The following is a 16742-nucleotide window of genomic DNA, read 5'->3' on the forward strand; positions in this document are numbered from 1 at the left end:
CCTCCACCCACTACCCCCTTACCCCATCACTCCCCAGCCCATCACCCTAAATGCGCCTCCGCAGCCGCAACACCCCCATCCCCACCATCGACCTCATCCCCATGCTCACCGTGATGATGGGCGTTCTAGCATTCTTCGTAGTGCTCGCCGTCTCCCTCGGCAGCGAACAGCTGATCGAAATTCAGCTGCCGCCGGAGTCGTCCGACCCGCCGCCCGCGGAGCCGATTGTCGCCGACCCGTTTATTGTCGAAGTGGATTCCCAGGGTCAGCGCCTGCTCAACCAGCAGCCGATTGAAGCCGAGCAGCTGAATGCCGAAATTCAAGCCTATCTGGCCCGCAGTCCCGAGAATACGGTCTATCTGCTCCCCAGCCAGGAGCTGCCCTACGAAACGGTGATGCAGTTTCTGGGCGAGATGCGGGCCGTCGGCGGCGATCGCGTTTCCCTAGCGATTGAGGAACCCTGATGGCGCTGCGCTCCAGAGACCGACCGCGATCGCGGATTCCTGAAGTCAACCTCGTGCCGATGATGGACGTGCTGATGACGGTGCTGATCTTCTTTGTCGTGATCGCGATGAACCTGACCGGCGTACAGATCGCCGGCGTCACCCTGCCCAGGTCGGTCGAAGGCACCGAAGAAGAGCTGATTAACCAGGCCGATATTGAACCTTTAGTCGTCGGCCTGACTGCTCAGGGCGAGCTCATCCTGGCGGGCGAATCGATTACCCTAGATCAGCTATCCCGCGAAATTCGCACCTACTTCGCCGCAAACCCGGAGGGCAACCTCATGCTCAAAGCCGACCGCACCCTGCCCTACAAACAGGTCGCCGACCTGCTCACCGACCTGCGCAGCCTGGGCGGCAACCGAGTCACCTTAGCGGTGGAATAGCCCACCCACTACCCATCACCCCATCACCCCATGAACCCCCACCACCTCACCCGCCTCCTCGACGCCCTCAAAGCCGCCGATGAAGGGATCCGCGAGCAGGCCACCGCCGAACTCTGGCATACCTGGTTTCACCAAAAGGGCGTCGCTGGCATTGAGCGTCTGGTCCAGAGCCAAACCCAGCTCAACGGCGGGGATGTCCGCTCTGCCGAAGCTGAGCTGACGGCGCTGATTCAGGCTCAGCCCGACTTTGCCGAAGCCTGGAATCGACGGGCGGTGCTCTACTACATACAGCAGCGATATCGAGACGCGATCGCCGACTGCCAGATGACCCTTGAGCTAGTGCCCTATCACTTTGGGGCACTGCACGGCTTAGGGCTATCCTACATGGCCCTGGGCCAATATGCCGCCGCTATTCAGTCCTTTCGCCAGGCGCTAGAGATTCAGCCCTTTGCCTCGGTGAATCAGCGGCTGATTTTAGAATGTACGGCCCAGCTGAGCTAGGCCACTCAAAAGGCCTGCTTCTATGGCACCCTGAAGGAAGTCACCCGACCTGAACCCCACCTACGGCACCATGCAAACCCTGTCCTCACCTCCCGCTGCCGCCCCCGAAGCGGCTTTCGACACTAAAATTACCCGCCGCCGCACCCGTCCGGTGAAGGTGGGCGACGTCACGATTGGCGGCAGCGCCCCGGTCGTCGTCCAGTCGATGATCAACGAAGATACGCTGGATGTAGAAGCGGCGGTCGCGGCGATTCAGCGGCTGCACGAACAGGGCTGCGAAATTGTCCGGGTGACGGTGCCCAGTATGGCCCATGCCCGGGCGCTGGCGGATATTCGAACGCGGCTGTTACAGGACTATCAGCCGGTGCCGCTGGTGGCCGATGTCCACCACAACGGCATGAAAATTGCCCTGGAGGTGGCCAAGCACGTCGATAAGGTGCGGATTAACCCAGGGCTCTATGTCTTTGAGAAGCCTACTAGCGATCGCACCGAATACACCCCCGAAGAATTCGCCAAGATCGGCACTAAAATTCGCGAAACCCTGGAGCCGCTGGTGATTTCACTGCGCGACCAGGGCAAGGCGATGCGAATCGGCGTCAATCACGGTTCGCTGGCCGAGCGGATGCTGTTCACCTACGGCGATACGCCCGAGGGCATGGTCGAGTCGGCGCTGGAGTTTATCCGCATTTGCGAATCGCTAGAGTTCTACAATCTGGTGATTTCGCTCAAGGCCTCTCGGGTGCCGGTGATGCTGGCTGCCTATCGGCTGATGGTTCACCGGATGGACGAGTTAGGGATGGACTATCCGCTGCATCTCGGCGTCACCGAGGCAGGCGATGGTGACTACGGTCGGATTAAGTCTACCGCCGGAATCGCGACGCTGCTGGCGGCGGGCATTGGCGATACGATTCGAGTGTCGCTAACCGAGGCCCCGGAGAAAGAAATCCCCGTCTGCTACAGCATTCTCCAGGCGCTGGGGCTGCGCAAGACGATGGTTGAATATGTTGCCTGTCCCTCCTGCGGCCGGACGCTGTTTAACCTGGAGGATGTCCTCCATAAGGTGCGATCGGCCACCAGCCACTTAACCGGACTGGATATTGCCGTAATGGGCTGCATCGTCAACGGGCCGGGGGAAATGGCCGACGCCGACTATGGCTATGTGGGTAAACAGGCCGGCGCGATCGCGCTCTACCGCGGTCGGGAGGAAATTAAGCGGGTGCCCGAAGCGCAGGGAGTCGAAGAGCTAATTAACCTGATCAAGGCCGATGGTCGCTGGGTGGATCCTTAGTTCACAGATCAGATCAGGAGTCGAACAAGAGTCGAACAAGAAAAGCTTGAAGATACGAACAATCCCGCTTGACTCTAAAAAGTCTATGCTAGATTGGGCGTAGTTCCCCCTCTATAAACATTGGATTTTCTTTGTCTATGGTGATTACAAAGCGTGGCCTAGTGCTCGGCGCAACGGCACTAGCGAGTATGGCAGCTGTTGTGACGGGCGCGGGGATTCATCTCTCCCAGGGTCAGGCTTTCTTCAAAGAAAGTCCAAAAGAGCTGGTCGATGAGGTTTGGCAGCTGATCGACCGCGAATACGTCGATGGTTCCTTCAACGAAACCGACTGGATTGAGGTGCGCTCGGAGTATCTGGGCCGCAGCTACGAGTCCCAGGAAGATGCCTACGAAGCCATTCGCGAAATGCTGGAGCAGCTGGAGGATCCCTACACTCGATTCATGGATCCCCAAGAATTTCGCAACATGCAGATCGATACCTCGGGCGAACTAACGGGCGTCGGCATCCAGATTTCCCAGGACGAAGAGACCGAAGAAATTGTCGTCGTCGCGCCGATTGAGCAAACCCCGGCGTTTGAGGCCGGGGTGCGCCCTGGCGATGTTATCACTGCGATCGACGGCCAAAGCACGGAAGGGATGGACCTGAATCAGGCCGTTAGCCTGATTCGGGGGCCGGTGAACTCGCAGGTGACGCTAACCCTCAGGCGCGAAGACGAGTCGATTGACTTTGAGCTGACTCGGGCGCAGATTGAGATCCACCCCGTCCGCTACAGCGTTAAGGACGGCCCTGAGGGAACCGTGGGCTACATTCGGCTTAACCAGTTCAGCGCCAATGCCGCAGATGAGATGCGCGAGGCCATTCAGGCGCTGGAAGAGCGCGATGTGACGGGCTATGTCCTCGACCTGCGCTCTAATCCGGGTGGGCTACTCTACGCCAGCATTGACATTGCCGAAATGTGGCTTGAGTCTGGGACTATCGTTTCCACCGTAGACCGTGAGGGCATTACCGACGAAGAGGTCGCCCACAACCGGGCACTGACGGATAAGCCCCTGGTTATCCTGGTCGATGGCGGCTCAGCCAGCGCCAGCGAAATTCTCTCCGGCGCGCTGCAAGACAATCACCGGGCTTCCCTAGTCGGTACAAAGACCTTTGGCAAAGGACTGGTGCAGTCAGTTCGGGGGCTGGCTGACGGCTCAGGGGTCGCGGTCACCATTGCCAAGTATCTCACCCCCAGCGGTCGCGATATCAACAAGCTCGGTATCGAGCCCGACGTCGTGCTTGAGCTTTCAGACGAGCAGCGCGACGTACTCGGCGAAGATCTGGAAAAAATCGGCACTGCCGAAGATCCCCAATATGTCGAAGCGTTAGACGTGCTTGGCGACGTCATCCGCAGCGGGCGTCAGTCGATCAGCAGCGCCCCCGAAAACTAAGCGCCAATGCCTGTCTGAAGGGATTGCCCTGACGATTGAATTAACCTGCCCTATCTCAGCAGTGAGGTAGGGCAAGTTTTTGACGTGAAACGTCGAGTTGGACGGTGAATCTTATTTATCGGCTGAGACCGGAAAAGATAGCCTGTAGGTAGCCGGGTACACTTTTCACCCGCCGCCTGTTCAGATAATGCAGTACAAATGTTTTATCAAAATCTCTGAACCAGCTTTACAGTAGGAATAGTTTGACCTATTGAGGTGGCGCGATGGCGGAGTACCAGCGGGTTGAATATCGGATTGGGAAGGACGGCAAGGTGACCGAAACCGTCCTCGACGGTCAGGGCGAAAGCTGTACCCTGGCGACGGCGGAGATGGAGCGTTCCCTAGGCCTGGTGGAGTCGCGGGAGCTGCTGCCCGAGTATACCGCCGAGGCGCAAAATGGGCTTGGGGTTGAGCAGACTCAGTCGGTTCAGGAGTAGCCAATGACTGCGGTACCGCTAGCGATCTCGCTCCTCCCCGAGCCTACCGCTAGCCTGATGACGCTGGGGTAGCCGTGCCGCCGGTGGGCCGTTCATAGCCGAGAAAAGCCTATTTTGCTTAGGGTACCCTGAACCATTGCCAGTTAGGACAGCTATTTAGCGCCGCGATCGCCAGCGCTGCTGGTCAAACCTGAATTAAACTTACGAACGAATGTACTATTCGCCAGGTCTTTCATGGACAATGAGTCCATGAAAGACCCGTTACAGACTTGGAGATGCTAGGTACAATCAACTAGACTGAAAAATACAGATACTTCGGATCGCCTCAGATTCGGGTCATGTTGCAGGCAGGGAGGCCCTCGTTTTGGCTAAGCGTAAAGGGATTCGAAAGCAGCTTTCCCAGCTTTCAGCTACAGGTCAAACGCTGGAGAAGCAGGTCAATAGCCTGATCGAGCAGAAAAAGTTTTCGCAGGCGATTCGCAAGCTGCAGCAGGGGCTAAAGCGCGACCCCAACCAGCAGCTGGCGGTGAGTGAGGCCAACATCTGGCAGCAGCAGGGTGAGTATGAGCTGGAGCAGACCCGCTATCCTCAGGCGGAGTCTTCCTTCCGCCGGGCGATCGGCCTGGGGCTGCGGGGCGATTCTGACTATGGCCTGGCCAAAACCCTGCTGGCCCAGCAAAAGCAGGCTGCGGCCTTGGAAGGTATGCAGGCCGCCTTTGAAGACAAAACCCTGCCGAAAGATCTGGGCGGGTGCTACCTGAAGCTGCTGTTTCTGAATCACCAAGCCGATCTGGTTAAACAGCTGGTCAAAGCCCAGGCCAAGCGTTTCCAGGCTGCTCACCTGCACTGGGCCAGGGGGGCCCTAGCCCTTGAGTCAGGCGATCCTAAGTCTGCCCTATCTCACTTCAAGAAAATGGGGCAACCGGTCAGCCCCGACGACCATTTGATGGTTTGGGAAGCCTATGCCCGCCAGCGGGCAGGCGACTGGTCTCAGGCGGAAAAAGATCTGGAGATGACCCAGCCGTCATCTAGTTCGCCCTTTAGCTCACTATTTGGGGGGAGCCTTCGCCCCAAGCGGCACAAACACCCTGCGGAAGCGCGGCTGACGATGCTCCAGGCCACTCATACCGAGCGCAGTCTGTCTGACTTTGTAGATCTAGACGACCCCGAGCTGCCAGAGCGCGATGCCGCCTGGGCTTTAGCAATCCTACAGCTGGTTCGCGCAGAGAATTTCCACGACGCCGCCCATTTAGCCCTGGATCTGCCCGAGCAGACGCTGGCCCAATATCCCGAGCTCAAGGCCCTGTACCGACCGCTGATGCTGCTAGCGGGAGATCAGGCCCGTCAGCAGGGCGAGCTGGACTGTACCGCCCTGTTTTTGGCTGACGTGGTCAACGAACCGGAGTTTGACCCCAAGGTTGCCCTGCATTTGTACAAGGCGCTAGAGCTGACCGAAGCGCACCATCAGGCAGAGCAGCAGCTGGAGCAGCTTTTGGCCTGGGTGCAGCAAGCGGCGAAACAAGATCCCGCCGCCTGGCCTGAGTCGCGGCTGAGCTCGACTTTAGCCAAGCTGCACTGCTTGATAGCCGATAACCAGGTGGTGGCAGGGCGCGATCGCGAGGCCAGACGCAGCGTTCGCAAAGCGGAGCAGCTGGCCCCCAAGCACCCAGATGTGATTGGTCGGAAGGGGCTGGAGGCCGTCGCTAGCGGCGAAGCAAAAGCCGCAGTGCCGCTGCTGACCCAGGCGCTAGAGGCGGGCTGTCGCTTTCCCGAAGTTTACAGCGTGCTGCTAGAGGCTTTGGCAGCCGACCCGGATACGGCTAAAGCGGTCCGGCGCAAGTTTGGCAAGCATTTTGGCGATCTGGGAATCGAGACCGAAGTGGAGGTGCCCGCCTGGGTTGAGGCTCTGACCTTCCAAAACTACACGGTGATGGAGCAGTTCGTCAGCGAGGAGAAGCGGGCTACGCCTGCCCTAGAGGCGCTGAAAATTTTTCTAGACTCGGCGGCGGACCGGCCCAGCAGCAGCCAGAAGGTGGCGCTGAACCAGGTGCAGGCGGTGCCGCAGTGGGAGGAGCTGCTGCGATCGCACCCCCCGGTTGAGCAGGTTGAGATCATCAAGGCGATCTATCTGGTTCTTCAGCAGCACGCTAGGCGCAATCAAAAAGGCATGGTGGCGCTGCAAGCCAACTATTTGGACAAAATTGCTCAGCTCTCGTCACAGCAGGTGCCCGGAGCGGATATCGCCTACCTGATGATTCTGGCTCTGCGAACGACGCCGCAGGATCAGCTGGAACCGGTTGCCGCCCAGATCCTGAGCCGCGCTCGCCAACCGGCGACGACCCTGGCTCAGGCGCAGCTAGAGCTGTGTCGGTTTGGTCCCAACCGAACCCTCATGCCCTTGATTGAAGCCCAGCTCAAACAGGAGCCCCAGCATCCGCAGCTGCTGCTGGCTAAGGCTAACCTGTACCCCAGAAATAGCGAAGAATACCAGACATTTTACGACCAGGGGTTTGAAATTGCCCGGCGGCTGCAAGATGCCGCTGCCCTGCAAGCCTTCCGGGAAGAAGACTGGTTTAAGGCTCAAGCGATGGCCGGTCGGGTCATGGGCGCTCAGATGGGTAAGCTGAATGACCCCAGCCAGATAGACGTCATTGATATGCTCACGCGCATGGCCCGTGAGGCGTTTGGCGTGGATATGCCGCCTGAGGTGATTGCCCAGATGATTCCAGAGCTCGAAGCCCAGATGGATAGCGACTTTCTAGATGACGATGAGGATGAGTTTGAACCGATCTTTCTGCCGCTGCCGCCGCGCCGGGGCAAATCGTCGAAAAAGCGCAAGTCCTGGTACCAGCTTTAAGATTTCGCTCTGGTTTACGCTCTGCTTTGATTTACGCTCTGCTCTGACTTAAAGGAATCCGATGCAAGACCATTACAATCAGCTGGGGCTGACACCTGGGGCTAGCCCAGCTGAAATTAAAGCCGCCTATCACGCCAAGCTCAAAGCGTTCCCGGCCCACAGCCACCCCCGGGAGTTTAAGGCGACCCGAGCCGCCTACGAAGCCCTGCGCAAAGCTCCCCAGGCCGCCGATGACTTTTTCGACCTGAAGTCGTTTGCAGCAGAGCTCGACCCGGCCCTGCTCAAGCAGATCCAGCAGCGGGCCACAGCGGCGGTGGATGTGACTTTAGCAGATCTAATCCTACTGACCTTTTAAGCTGCTTTCAGCAGCGAACCCAGATGACGCGCTCTCCCCGAGAACTGGCCAACCAGAAAATTCAGCTCCGCCAGCAGCAGGAAAAGCTGCTGAAGGATCTGCTGGCGGTGGTCGATGCCCTGGATCGCGCTGCCGAGCATTGGCACCAGGCCGAGCAGGCCCAGGAGCAGCTGGCCTCGGCTCCCCGAGCGCAGCCCTGGTGGCAGCGCCAATTGCAGTACTGGTGGCAGTGGCTGGTCCAGCCCGATGCCGAAGCTGCCGAAGCTGACGAACCGTCCCCCACGGCCGAAGTGGTGACCAGCGCCCGAGCTGGTATCGACCTAATCCGGGAGTCAATGCTGACGGTGCTCAGCCAGCATCAGGTACTGCCACTGCCGGCTCAGGGGCAGCCGTTTGACCCTAGCCGCATGTACGCCCTGGGGCAGCAGTCAGTCCCCAATGCAGCCCCCAATACGGTGGTGCAGGAAGTGGTGCGCGGCTATCTCTGGCAAGATCGGGTTTTGCGGGAGGCCCAGGTGATCGTCGCCGCTCCTGAAAAACCGCTATCGTCCGCTCCAGAGGTCTCTTCTTAAAGGTATTTGCTGTAGATTGATCAAAAAGGGACAGACATCCATGGGAAAAGTTGTTGGCATCGATTTAGGCACAACTAATTCACTGATTGCGGCCCTCGACGAGGGGCAGCCCTGGGTCATCCCCGATGACGACGGAGAGCTGCTGCTGCCCTCCTACGTGGGGATGAGCGACGGCGGACAGCTGCTGGTGGGTCAGACCGCCCAGCGCCAGCATGCCGCTGCCCCCGAACGCACCGTCAAATCGATTAAGCGGCACATGGGGACGGACTACACCGTTACCCTGGCCGAGCGCAACTATCGGCCCCAGGAGATTTCTGCGATTATCTTGCGATCGCTCAAGCAGCGAGCAGAAACCGTCTTAGAAGACGACGTGATCCAGGCGGTAATCACCGTACCGGCCTACTTCACCGATGCCCAGCGGCAGGCGACTAAAGAAGCCGGAGAGATTGCCGGTCTTGAGGTGATGCAAATTCTAAATGAGCCAACGGCGGCGGCTCTGGTGTTTGATGCGAGGGCTGAAGAAACGGAAAATGTGCTGGTCTATGACCTCGGCGGCGGCACCTTCGACGTCTCGATTGTCGAAATTACTGGCGACGTCACCGAGGTGCTGGCCAGCCACGGCAATAACCGACTGGGCGGCGATGATTTTGACCGTCAGCTCCAGCGCCACCTGGCCGATCGGTTTTTGCAGGCCCACGATACTGAAGTGCCGAACGATGCCGCCACCCAGGCCCGGCTGCTGCAAGCCGCCGAGCAGGCCAAAATTGCCCTCAGCGAACATGCCTTTGCGCCAGTGCGGGTTCCTTTCCTGGTGAGCAAAGGGGAAACGGCGCTGCATCTGGATGTCGAAATCGCTCGAGAAGATTTTGAAAACCTGATCAGGCCCTACCTCAAAGAAACCTTGGAGGCGATCGATCGGGCCCTGAGCGATGCCAATATGACGGCTGATGATATCGATCGGGTAATTTTAGTCGGGGGCTCCACCCGCATTCCGCTGGTGCAGCAGCTGGTGGAAGCGCACCTGCTCGACACCCCAGTTAACAGCTTTAATCCCGACCTCTGCGTGGGACTGGGGGCAGCCCTGCAGGCGGGAATTTTGGCCGGGGAAGCGATTGATTCGATTCTGGTCGATGTGACGCCCCATTCCCTCGGCATCGCAGTCGTGATGGATACGCCCATGGGCCTGATGCCCGGCGTGTTTAGCACGATCATTCCGCGCAACAGCGTGATTCCAACTTCGCAATCCCAGGTCTATTCCACATCCTCTGATATGCAGGAGACGGTAGAGGTTGAGGTTTTTCAAGGAGAAAACGCGATCGCGCGAGAGAATGTGCCGCTGGGGAACTTTCTAGTCGAAGGGCTGCCCCCCAAACCGGCAGGGGCGGTGGATGTTGAAGTCCACTTTGACTTTGACCTGAATGGCATCCTGACCGTCACCGCGACCGAAAAAGGCAAGGGACAGAAAAACTCCCTGGTGGTCAACGATGCCGAAACCGGGCGGCTCTCTAGCCATGAGCTGAACCAGGCCCGAGAGGCGATCTCATCCCTATTTGATACCCCCATCGATGCCTCAGCGATCGCGGTTGACGCGACTGAAGAAGAGTAGCTGACCGTTTCCCACTACCCCTAAGCGGGCTTACATTTTCCGGCTCGGATCAGGCCGACCCGTTTGGCGATCGCGTGCGCCTGGTCTTCAAACGGCCCCCAGCTTTCTGCTTTCTCAGCGTTGGCTAAACTGTCGAGCTGGGACTGGGTTAAAAGCTGGCACTGCTCGTCCTCAGCCTTAACAACGTACCAGCTAGATTCTGCGTGTTCTGCGTTTTTCATATTCGTATTTTGCGATGAAACAGCTCCAAAAATTTATTTTGGGGGTTGCTATCCTAGCATCAGCACCCGGCGGCGTTAATGATGCTAAAGGCGGTTTCTCGCTCTGCCCAACGGCAGATAGCATCATTGGCCTTCTCCCAGGTTGGCTCGGATAGTTTGGGCCATCTCACCCATAATGGAAAAGGGTTACCTTTACTTTTCTAAACGATGGCGAAAGATCTGCGGGATTTTCTACAGCTGGTGGAGCAGCGGGGGCAGCTGCGACGAATATCGGCGCTGGTCGATCCAGACTTAGAAATTGCCGAGATTGCCAACCGGATGTTGCAAACCGGCGGCCCGGCGCTGCTGTTTGAGCAGGTTAAGGGCTCGCCCTACCCGGTCGTCGTCAACCTGCTGGGGACGGTGGAGCGGGTCTGCTGGTCGATGCAGATGGAGCAGCCGCAGGAGCTAGAGGCCCTGGGCAAAAAGCTGGGGATGCTCCAGCAGCCGAAGCCGCCAAAGAAAATTTCCCAGGCGGTAGAGTTTGGCAAAGTCCTGTTTGACGTGGTCAAAGCCAAGCCGGGCCGCTCGCTGCTGCCGGTCTGCCAGCAGGTGGTCAAGCTGGGACCTGAGGTTGACCTGACGCAGATTCCGATGATCCGGCCCTATCCCAAGGATGGCGGCAAGATTGTCACCCTGGGGCTGGTGATTACTAAAGATTGCGAAACGGGGACACCCAACGTTGGCGTTTATCGGCTTCAGCTCCAGGCCAAAAATACGATGACGGTGCAGTGGCTGTCGGTGCGGGGCGGGGCGAGGCATTTGCGCAAGGCGGCGGAGCGGGGTAGGAAGCTAGAGATCGCGATCGCGATCGGCGTCGATCCGCTGATCATCCTGGCCGCCGCTACTCCTATCCCGGTGGACCTGTCAGAATGGCTGTTCGCCGGGCTCTACGGCGGTAAAGGTGTGCAGCTAGCCAAATGCAAGACGGTGGATCTGGAAGTCCCCGCCCGGTCAGAATTTGTCCTGGAGGGCATCATTACCCCCGGTGAAGTCGGGACGGATGGCCCCTTTGGCGACCACATGGGCTACTACGGCGATACCAACGAGGCCGCCCCACTGATCCGCTTTCACGCCGTCACCCATCGCCGCGACCCGATCTATCTCACCACCTTTAGCGGTCGCCCGCCGAAGGAAGAGGCGATGATGGCGATCGCGCTCAACCGCATCTACACCCCCATCCTGCGGCAGCAGGTCTCTGAGATTGTGGACTTTTTCCTGCCGATGGAGGCACTCAGCTATAAGGCCGCCGTCATCTCTATCGACAAAGCCTACCCCGGTCAGGCGCGCCGCGCCGCCATGGCTTTTTGGACGGCGCTGCCCCAGTTCACCTATACCAAGTTCGTGATTGTGGTGGATAAAGACATTAATATCCGCGACCCCCGGCAGGTGGTCTGGGCGGTGACCTCCAAGGTAGACCCCATTCGAGACGTGTTCATCCTGCCGGATAGCCCCTTCGACTCCCTCGACTTTGCCAACGAGCGGCTGGGGCTGGGCAGCCGCATGGGCATCGACGCCACCACCAAGGTCTACCCCGAAACGGAGCACCCCTGGGGCGAAGCGCTGCGGTCCGACCCAGAAATCGCGGCCATGGTCGAACGGCGCTGGGCCGAGTATGGCCTGGCCGACCTGGTGATGGGGGAGGCCGACCCCAACGTGTTTGGCTATGACATTCGCTAAGGTGGTTGCTGGAGGCCCTTTCGCCTGTGAAATTTCGGCTCAGACGAAACCCGCGGCCCTGGTTTTCGACCCTGGTTCGCTGGCGGGGGTCGGTGATTCCTTGATCGCTTTTGGGAAGAGCGCAAGCTCCTGCGTGAGTCAACCCGAGTTAGGTCGTTTATTTACGAACGAGCCCTTAGATTCAGCACCGGCTTCAGCGCAGCTCACCGCACATCTGACAAACGCGAACCGGCCTCGCCCCAGAGAACGAATTACCCATGTTTCGCCCTCGTCCAAAAGCTGCACAATTCGTTTTGGAAAAGATCGCTTGAATCCGTAGGCATGCAGCACCGAACTCAGTCCTTGGGATAGGTTAAGCTGCTGGGCCTGAGTCGCCTGTTGGAGCGCTTCAAGTTCAACAATCACCTGATCGGTATTGGGCTGATATTGTTCAAAAAAGACATTTTCAATCAGCCGATCGTACTGTCTAAGCCGGGCAGCTTCAAACCCAAAATCAATCGAGATTTGCCGCGAAAAGCCCGGCCACTCTAGGACTAATACTTCTTCGCGCAGCTGTTCATTCGTCACCGATGACGTTCTTGTTCTAAACAGATCGATTGATGAAATCTCATAGCCCAGCTCATCGGCAATCCCTGCGAGCAGCTCTCCCGTCCGAATCAGAACCTTCAGATAGGACGCCTGATCGCCTACCACGTAGGCCAGCTGAGCGCCGGGCTTAAGCGCTGTTCTCAGCTCTGCCAGATGTCGCTTCATGCCGCCAAAGTAGAGCCGGGTGGCTCGATGATACTTGCGTTCAAAGCCAGAGGTCTTGCCTAGCTCAATTCGCTTGCGCTCGATTTCCTGAGCAATTCTGGCCACCCGACTTTCCGCGGCAATCAGCCGATCGTCGTCATCTTGGGCATAGACATTTCTCGAATTGGACCGCAGGAGATGATTTTTGACTGTTCTCAAGTCAGATTTGTTTTTCAAAAATCCCAGCAGTACGGACTCCAGTCGCGTAGTGCGAGTATAGTCTTTTTCATTCGGGTAGGGTGGAGAAGTAATCACCGCATCTATTGAGTTCGCAGCCAGAACAGAACAAGGGCTGCGGGCATCAGCGAGATGACAGATTGTGAGTGGGAAAGAGAGTTCTTTTAGCGCCGTCAAATCGTTTAGCATGGTCAGCACTTTGGCATACCAGCTTTCAAATACATCGGCATCTTCTTTTCGCTTTCGACGAACGCTGACCTCTGGCCCAAAGCGCAGATTGCTGGCTTCGTAGACGGCGACGTAAACCAGCGCTAGCAGTAGGAAGCCTCTGAGCTCAGCAACAGATTCAGCCTGAATAGTTTCAAGCAGCAGCAGGCACTTATGCAGCGGTAGTTCGCAGATAGAATTGGCCAAAACAACAGACTGCTGTTCTGAAGTAAAGCTTTTTAGCGAAGTGGACTGACTGTATTGAATAGAGACTTGGTAGAGGATTCGTTCGGCGGCTCTTTTAACATCGCTAGTTTTAAGCTGCCAGCTCGTTTTCACCGTCGATGCAAAATGCGAGGTTGGGATCGCTTCGATGCCTACTGCGGCGACCGATTGCTTCTTTGCCTCGACCAGCGTAGTGCCCGTGCCGCAGAAGGGATCCAAAAGGGTGGCTCCTTTAGCTAGCTCAAATCGGTTCAGGTAGGTTCTCACTAAATGGGGCGGGAAGGACAGAATAAACCGATACCAGTCGTGAAAAGCTCTATCTGCAATGTGTAGCCGATTATTCCTGACGTCTTTGGGGTCGGCAATTTCTTCGTAGGTTTGAATCATGCTGGGGCTCAGAAATTGCACCGCTGTGCCGTCAGTCGCTTCCTTCAAAATAGCTGATAATAGGCCAATTCACCCTGGGCAAGATCAATCGTACTAGGCCAGAGATCGCTTTTCAAGCAAAGACCCTGATTATTGATAAGGTATAGGGATAGTAACAGATGACGATGAGCGCCATGGTTAGATTCTTACTGGTTTTGATTCCGGCTGTACTGGTGCTCGCGATCGCAATCCTCTCGGTCCAAAACGCCACCCCCGTCGCCCTCAGGTTTCTGACCTTTCGCTCCGTAGCGCTCCCCTTCGGCCTCTGGCTCAGCTTCGGCCTGGTGCTCGGCCTGGTCGGCACCGCCATCCTGCTCCTGCTCTTCCGCGACAGCCCAAAACGTCCCAATAGTCGTTACTAAGCTGTGTTCAGTACTGTAGAGTGCGTTGTAGCAATAGCCCAGCGCACCGCTATGTTTAGCTTTGATGCGTCACTAAACCTTAATATCTATATCTTCTCCAGCCCAAAGCACCTGCTGTGCGGTTAGCTCTAGCGCTGGAAATACCTTAGAGACCAGACGAGTCTCCCCCTGGCAAACAGCTTCTTCGTACAGTCCGTCTACGAGCGTCAGCACGATTACCTGAGCCTGTCCCGGATCCACAATCCAATATTCAGAAATTCCCCGAGCCGCATATTCGGAACGCTTATAGCGATAGTCTCGGGTTGAGTTCTCTTTTCCCGGCGAAACCGTTTCCACAACTAGGGCGGGCGGTGGCATGTCGCTGGTCGAAATACTTCGAGAAGCGCCCTTCAGAGCCGTAGCCAATTCCTCTGTCAGCACCATCAGGTCGGGAACCCGTACCGTTGCCCGAGAACCCGTCACAACAACCTCAGACCCCCGACGTAGCAGGCGTGGAGAGATAAACTGAAGGAAGACACTCATCAAATATATCGCTATTTGATTGTTCAAGTCACTTTCGGACGGTATCTTCCTTAATTCTCCATGCTCCAGCTCATAGCGCTGGTCGGTGCCGTCATCAAAGTCAAGAAACTCTGCCAGGGTGAATTTTTTAGTCGTTGTAACCATGGCTGCCTTACCGGAGGATTGACTCTATAGCCCATTTTAGCGGGCGTCCCCGCCCAGAATCAGGGTTTATAACCTGCATTAGCGCAGCGATGATGCACGGGGTCTGGCATACGCTACCAGCTTTTTGCTGACCAGCCAGATTGCCATGATCGGCACGCAGCGATCGCGATCGCTCGACTTCCCGGCCAAACCGGTCCTACCCCAGGGCGGACTGGTTGAAAGCCTGCAAGGGCTGGCGAATATACCGGCTGAGGAGGCTGCTGGCTAACTTTTAACCCCATCTGTGCCTCGGACTACAGACTGTACCGAGTTAGAAACATCACAATATTGCCGTTGTGGGTGATGGATTGACGACATGGTACAGAATCGGCAGGGAAAGCTAGCAGATTGGTTTGAGGGGCTAAAGCGGCAGGTGGCGCGATCGCGGGTTTTCCTCAGGTTCGGGCTCATCGCTGTGCTAGCAGCGACGACTTTGGGACTAGTCGCCATCCGCAGCGAGGCCCAAACCCCGATTATGGTGCCTTCAACGACCGACCATGTGATCTGGGGTGAGCTGTTCAAGCCCGACAGCGAGCCGATCATGCGGGTCAGCTCTGGCGACGTGATTCAGATGGAGACGATTTCCCACGAAGTGATTCTGCCCGATCAGGGAAATACGGTTGATTTTCTGACCAAAGCCGGGATTAAAGCCTCAGACATTCTGTCCGACCAGCTTGCGGTCAAGGCCAGAGTTCCTAAGTCTGGCCCGGGTCCTCACGTAATCACCGGCCCGGTCTACGTCGAAGGGGCCGAACCCGGCGATGTGCTAGAGGTCAAAACGCTTCAGCTCGACTATCGGGTGCCCTACGGCGTTATTTCCAACCGGCACGGCAAGGGCTCGCTGCCCAATGAATATCCCCAGGGTGACGCCCAAATCTACACCAAGGTGATTCCGCTCGATACAGCGCGGGAGGTCGGTATTTTCAGGCCCGAAAATGACCTGCCCGATTTAGAAATTCCACTCTATCCCTTCATGGGCATCATGGGCGTTGTCCCGGCCGACCCGGAAGAGACCGTGAACTCAGTGCCCCCCGGTGCCTACGGCGGCAATATCGACATCAAGCATTTAACCGCGGGCAGCAGCCTATATCTGCCCGTGCAGGTGCCCGGAGCGCTATTTTATTCTGGCGATCCGCATTGCGCCCAGGGCAATGGCGAAGTGGCGCTGACCGCAATCGAGTGCTCGCTGACGCCGACCTTCGAGCTCACCGTTCACAAAGACATGTCGCTGAACGGCCCGGTGGGAGAAACGCCAGAGTCCTGGCTGGCGATTGGCCTCGATGAGGACTTGGACGAAGCGATGAAAGCCTCGGTGCGCGAATATTTACGCATCGTCAATGACCAGTATGGCTTGACCAAACCCGACGCCCTACTCTACGCCAGCGCCGCAATTGATTTTGAAGTTTCGCAGGTGGTCGATATTGTTAAGGGCATCCACGGCGTCATTCCGAAGGCTGCTTTTGCCCCACTAGACAAATAAAAATCATCCAAATTTCTAGCCTGTCTCGACTGGAAACGACCGAAGCCGATATTTCTCAGCTAAAGATCGGTCTGATGCAGCTTCGAGTCAATCTTGAAACCCTGGGACAGGAGTCTAAGACGGGGTTTTCTGGGCTACGCAATCTTCTTCAGCACCTCGTTTGACCGCGATCGCAGCCCAGACCCAGCAGCTTGAAACTCGTTTGGGCTCCGCAGAGCAGACCTTAGGCTCAATCCAGCAGACCGTCAGCGAGCGGCTGGCGGCTGATGGGGCGGCTCGGGCCGACTGGAACCTTGACCTGCCCGAAGCAGGAACGATTTCAGCAGTCGAGCCGGACGGGCCGCCGGACGGACCGCCAGACTGGCCGAATGATCATGAATCGACTCAGCCAGTCGAGCCAATGGAAAAATCGGGCAGCCTCCAGGCTTTAGAACGGGCCTTGTAGAAAGCCCGCGGG

The 16742-nt window shown here is 57.5% G+C and carries 18 protein-coding genes; 15 read left to right on the forward strand and 3 right to left on the reverse strand.

What is annotated here, in order from left to right:
• Positions 1–50 precede the first annotated feature (50 nt).
• From IQ241_RS06945 to IQ241_RS06990, 10 genes are all read left to right on the forward strand, one after another.
• Positions 51–464: an ExbD/TolR family protein gene (locus IQ241_RS06945; protein ID WP_193905698.1), complete on the forward strand. Its 414-nt coding sequence runs from the start codon at positions 51–53 to the stop codon at positions 462–464.
• Positions 464–886, forward strand: a complete 423-nt coding sequence (locus tag IQ241_RS06950; protein ID WP_193905699.1) for an ExbD/TolR family protein — start codon at positions 464–466, stop codon at positions 884–886. Before IQ241_RS06945 ends, IQ241_RS06950 begins: the two co-directional genes overlap by 1 nt.
• A 30-nt stretch (positions 887–916) precedes the next feature.
• The gene (locus IQ241_RS06955) at positions 917–1387 is read left to right on the forward strand and encodes a tetratricopeptide repeat protein (protein ID WP_193905700.1); all 471 of its coding nucleotides are present in this window, start codon (positions 917–919) and stop codon (positions 1385–1387) included.
• Between the two features lie 70 nt (positions 1388–1457).
• A complete protein-coding gene (gene ispG, locus IQ241_RS06960) occupies positions 1458–2675 on the forward strand; it encodes a (E)-4-hydroxy-3-methylbut-2-enyl-diphosphate synthase (RefSeq protein ID WP_193905701.1) in 1218 nt (405 codons plus the stop codon).
• 137 nt (positions 2676–2812) lie between these two features.
• Complete coding sequence (gene ctpC, locus IQ241_RS06965; RefSeq protein ID WP_193905702.1) at positions 2813–4105, forward strand: carboxyl-terminal processing protease CtpC; 1293 nt, start codon at positions 2813–2815, stop codon at positions 4103–4105.
• Positions 4106–4368: 263 nt separating this feature from the next.
• Positions 4369–4581 (forward strand): DUF2997 domain-containing protein, encoded by a 213-nt coding sequence (locus tag IQ241_RS06970; RefSeq protein WP_193905703.1) that lies wholly within the window; start codon positions 4369–4371, stop codon positions 4579–4581.
• A 364-nt stretch (positions 4582–4945) separates the two neighbouring features.
• Positions 4946–7438 carry a hypothetical protein gene (locus tag IQ241_RS06975; RefSeq protein ID WP_228021458.1) on the forward strand — a complete coding sequence of 831 codons (2493 nt, stop codon included), beginning with the start codon at positions 4946–4948 and terminating at the stop codon, positions 7436–7438.
• Between the two features lie 61 nt (positions 7439–7499).
• Complete coding sequence (locus tag IQ241_RS06980) at positions 7500–7793, forward strand: molecular chaperone DnaJ (RefSeq protein ID WP_193905704.1); 294 nt, start codon at positions 7500–7502, stop codon at positions 7791–7793.
• A 23-nt stretch (positions 7794–7816) separates the two neighbouring features.
• Entirely contained in the window at positions 7817–8365 is a 549-nt protein-coding gene (grpE, locus tag IQ241_RS06985) for a nucleotide exchange factor GrpE (RefSeq protein WP_193905705.1), read from the forward strand.
• 40 nt (positions 8366–8405) lie between these two features.
• Positions 8406–9971: an Hsp70 family protein gene (locus IQ241_RS06990; protein ID WP_193905706.1), complete on the forward strand. Its 1566-nt coding sequence runs from the start codon at positions 8406–8408 to the stop codon at positions 9969–9971.
• A 20-nt stretch (positions 9972–9991) separates the two neighbouring features.
• Here IQ241_RS06990 and IQ241_RS06995 read toward each other — a convergent pair whose 3' ends face one another.
• Complete coding sequence (locus IQ241_RS06995) at positions 9992–10192, reverse strand: hypothetical protein (protein ID WP_193905707.1); 201 nt, start codon at positions 10190–10192, stop codon at positions 9992–9994.
• Positions 10193–10399: 207 nt separating this feature from the next.
• Here IQ241_RS06995 and IQ241_RS07000 point away from each other — a divergent pair, with 207 nt between their 5' ends.
• Positions 10400–11911, forward strand: coding sequence for a UbiD family decarboxylase (locus IQ241_RS07000; RefSeq protein WP_193905708.1), 1512 nt, complete (start codon positions 10400–10402; stop codon positions 11909–11911).
• A 138-nt stretch (positions 11912–12049) separates the two neighbouring features.
• On the opposite strand, the gene IQ241_RS07005 is transcribed toward IQ241_RS07000, so the two are convergent.
• Complete coding sequence (locus IQ241_RS07005; RefSeq protein ID WP_228021459.1) at positions 12050–13747, reverse strand: DNA methyltransferase; 1698 nt, start codon at positions 13745–13747, stop codon at positions 12050–12052.
• A gap of 125 nt (positions 13748–13872) precedes the next feature.
• Between IQ241_RS07005 and IQ241_RS07010 the strand changes: the two genes are divergently transcribed.
• Positions 13873–14100: a DUF1049 domain-containing protein gene (locus tag IQ241_RS07010; protein ID WP_193905710.1), complete on the forward strand. Its 228-nt coding sequence runs from the start codon at positions 13873–13875 to the stop codon at positions 14098–14100.
• A gap of 72 nt (positions 14101–14172) precedes the next feature.
• On the opposite strand, the gene IQ241_RS07015 is transcribed toward IQ241_RS07010, so the two are convergent.
• Complete coding sequence (locus IQ241_RS07015; protein WP_193905711.1) at positions 14173–14766, reverse strand: Uma2 family endonuclease; 594 nt, start codon at positions 14764–14766, stop codon at positions 14173–14175.
• A 124-nt stretch (positions 14767–14890) separates the two neighbouring features.
• Here IQ241_RS07015 and IQ241_RS07020 point away from each other — a divergent pair, with 124 nt between their 5' ends.
• From IQ241_RS07020 to IQ241_RS07030, 3 genes are all read left to right on the forward strand, one after another.
• Positions 14891–15034 carry a hypothetical protein gene (locus IQ241_RS07020; RefSeq protein ID WP_193905712.1) on the forward strand — a complete coding sequence of 48 codons (144 nt, stop codon included), beginning with the start codon at positions 14891–14893 and terminating at the stop codon, positions 15032–15034.
• 87 nt (positions 15035–15121) lie between these two features.
• Positions 15122–16285: an acetamidase/formamidase family protein gene (locus tag IQ241_RS07025; protein WP_193905713.1), complete on the forward strand. Its 1164-nt coding sequence runs from the start codon at positions 15122–15124 to the stop codon at positions 16283–16285.
• 160 nt (positions 16286–16445) lie between these two features.
• A complete protein-coding gene (locus IQ241_RS07030; RefSeq protein ID WP_193905714.1) occupies positions 16446–16730 on the forward strand; it encodes a hypothetical protein in 285 nt (94 codons plus the stop codon).
• The last annotated feature ends 12 nt before the right edge of the window (positions 16731–16742 follow it).

Origin of the sequence: Vasconcelosia minhoensis LEGE 07310 (assembly GCF_015207255.1) — a bacterium.
GTDB classification, from domain to species: domain Bacteria; phylum Cyanobacteriota; class Cyanobacteriia; order Phormidesmidales; family Phormidesmidaceae; genus Vasconcelosia; species Vasconcelosia minhoensis.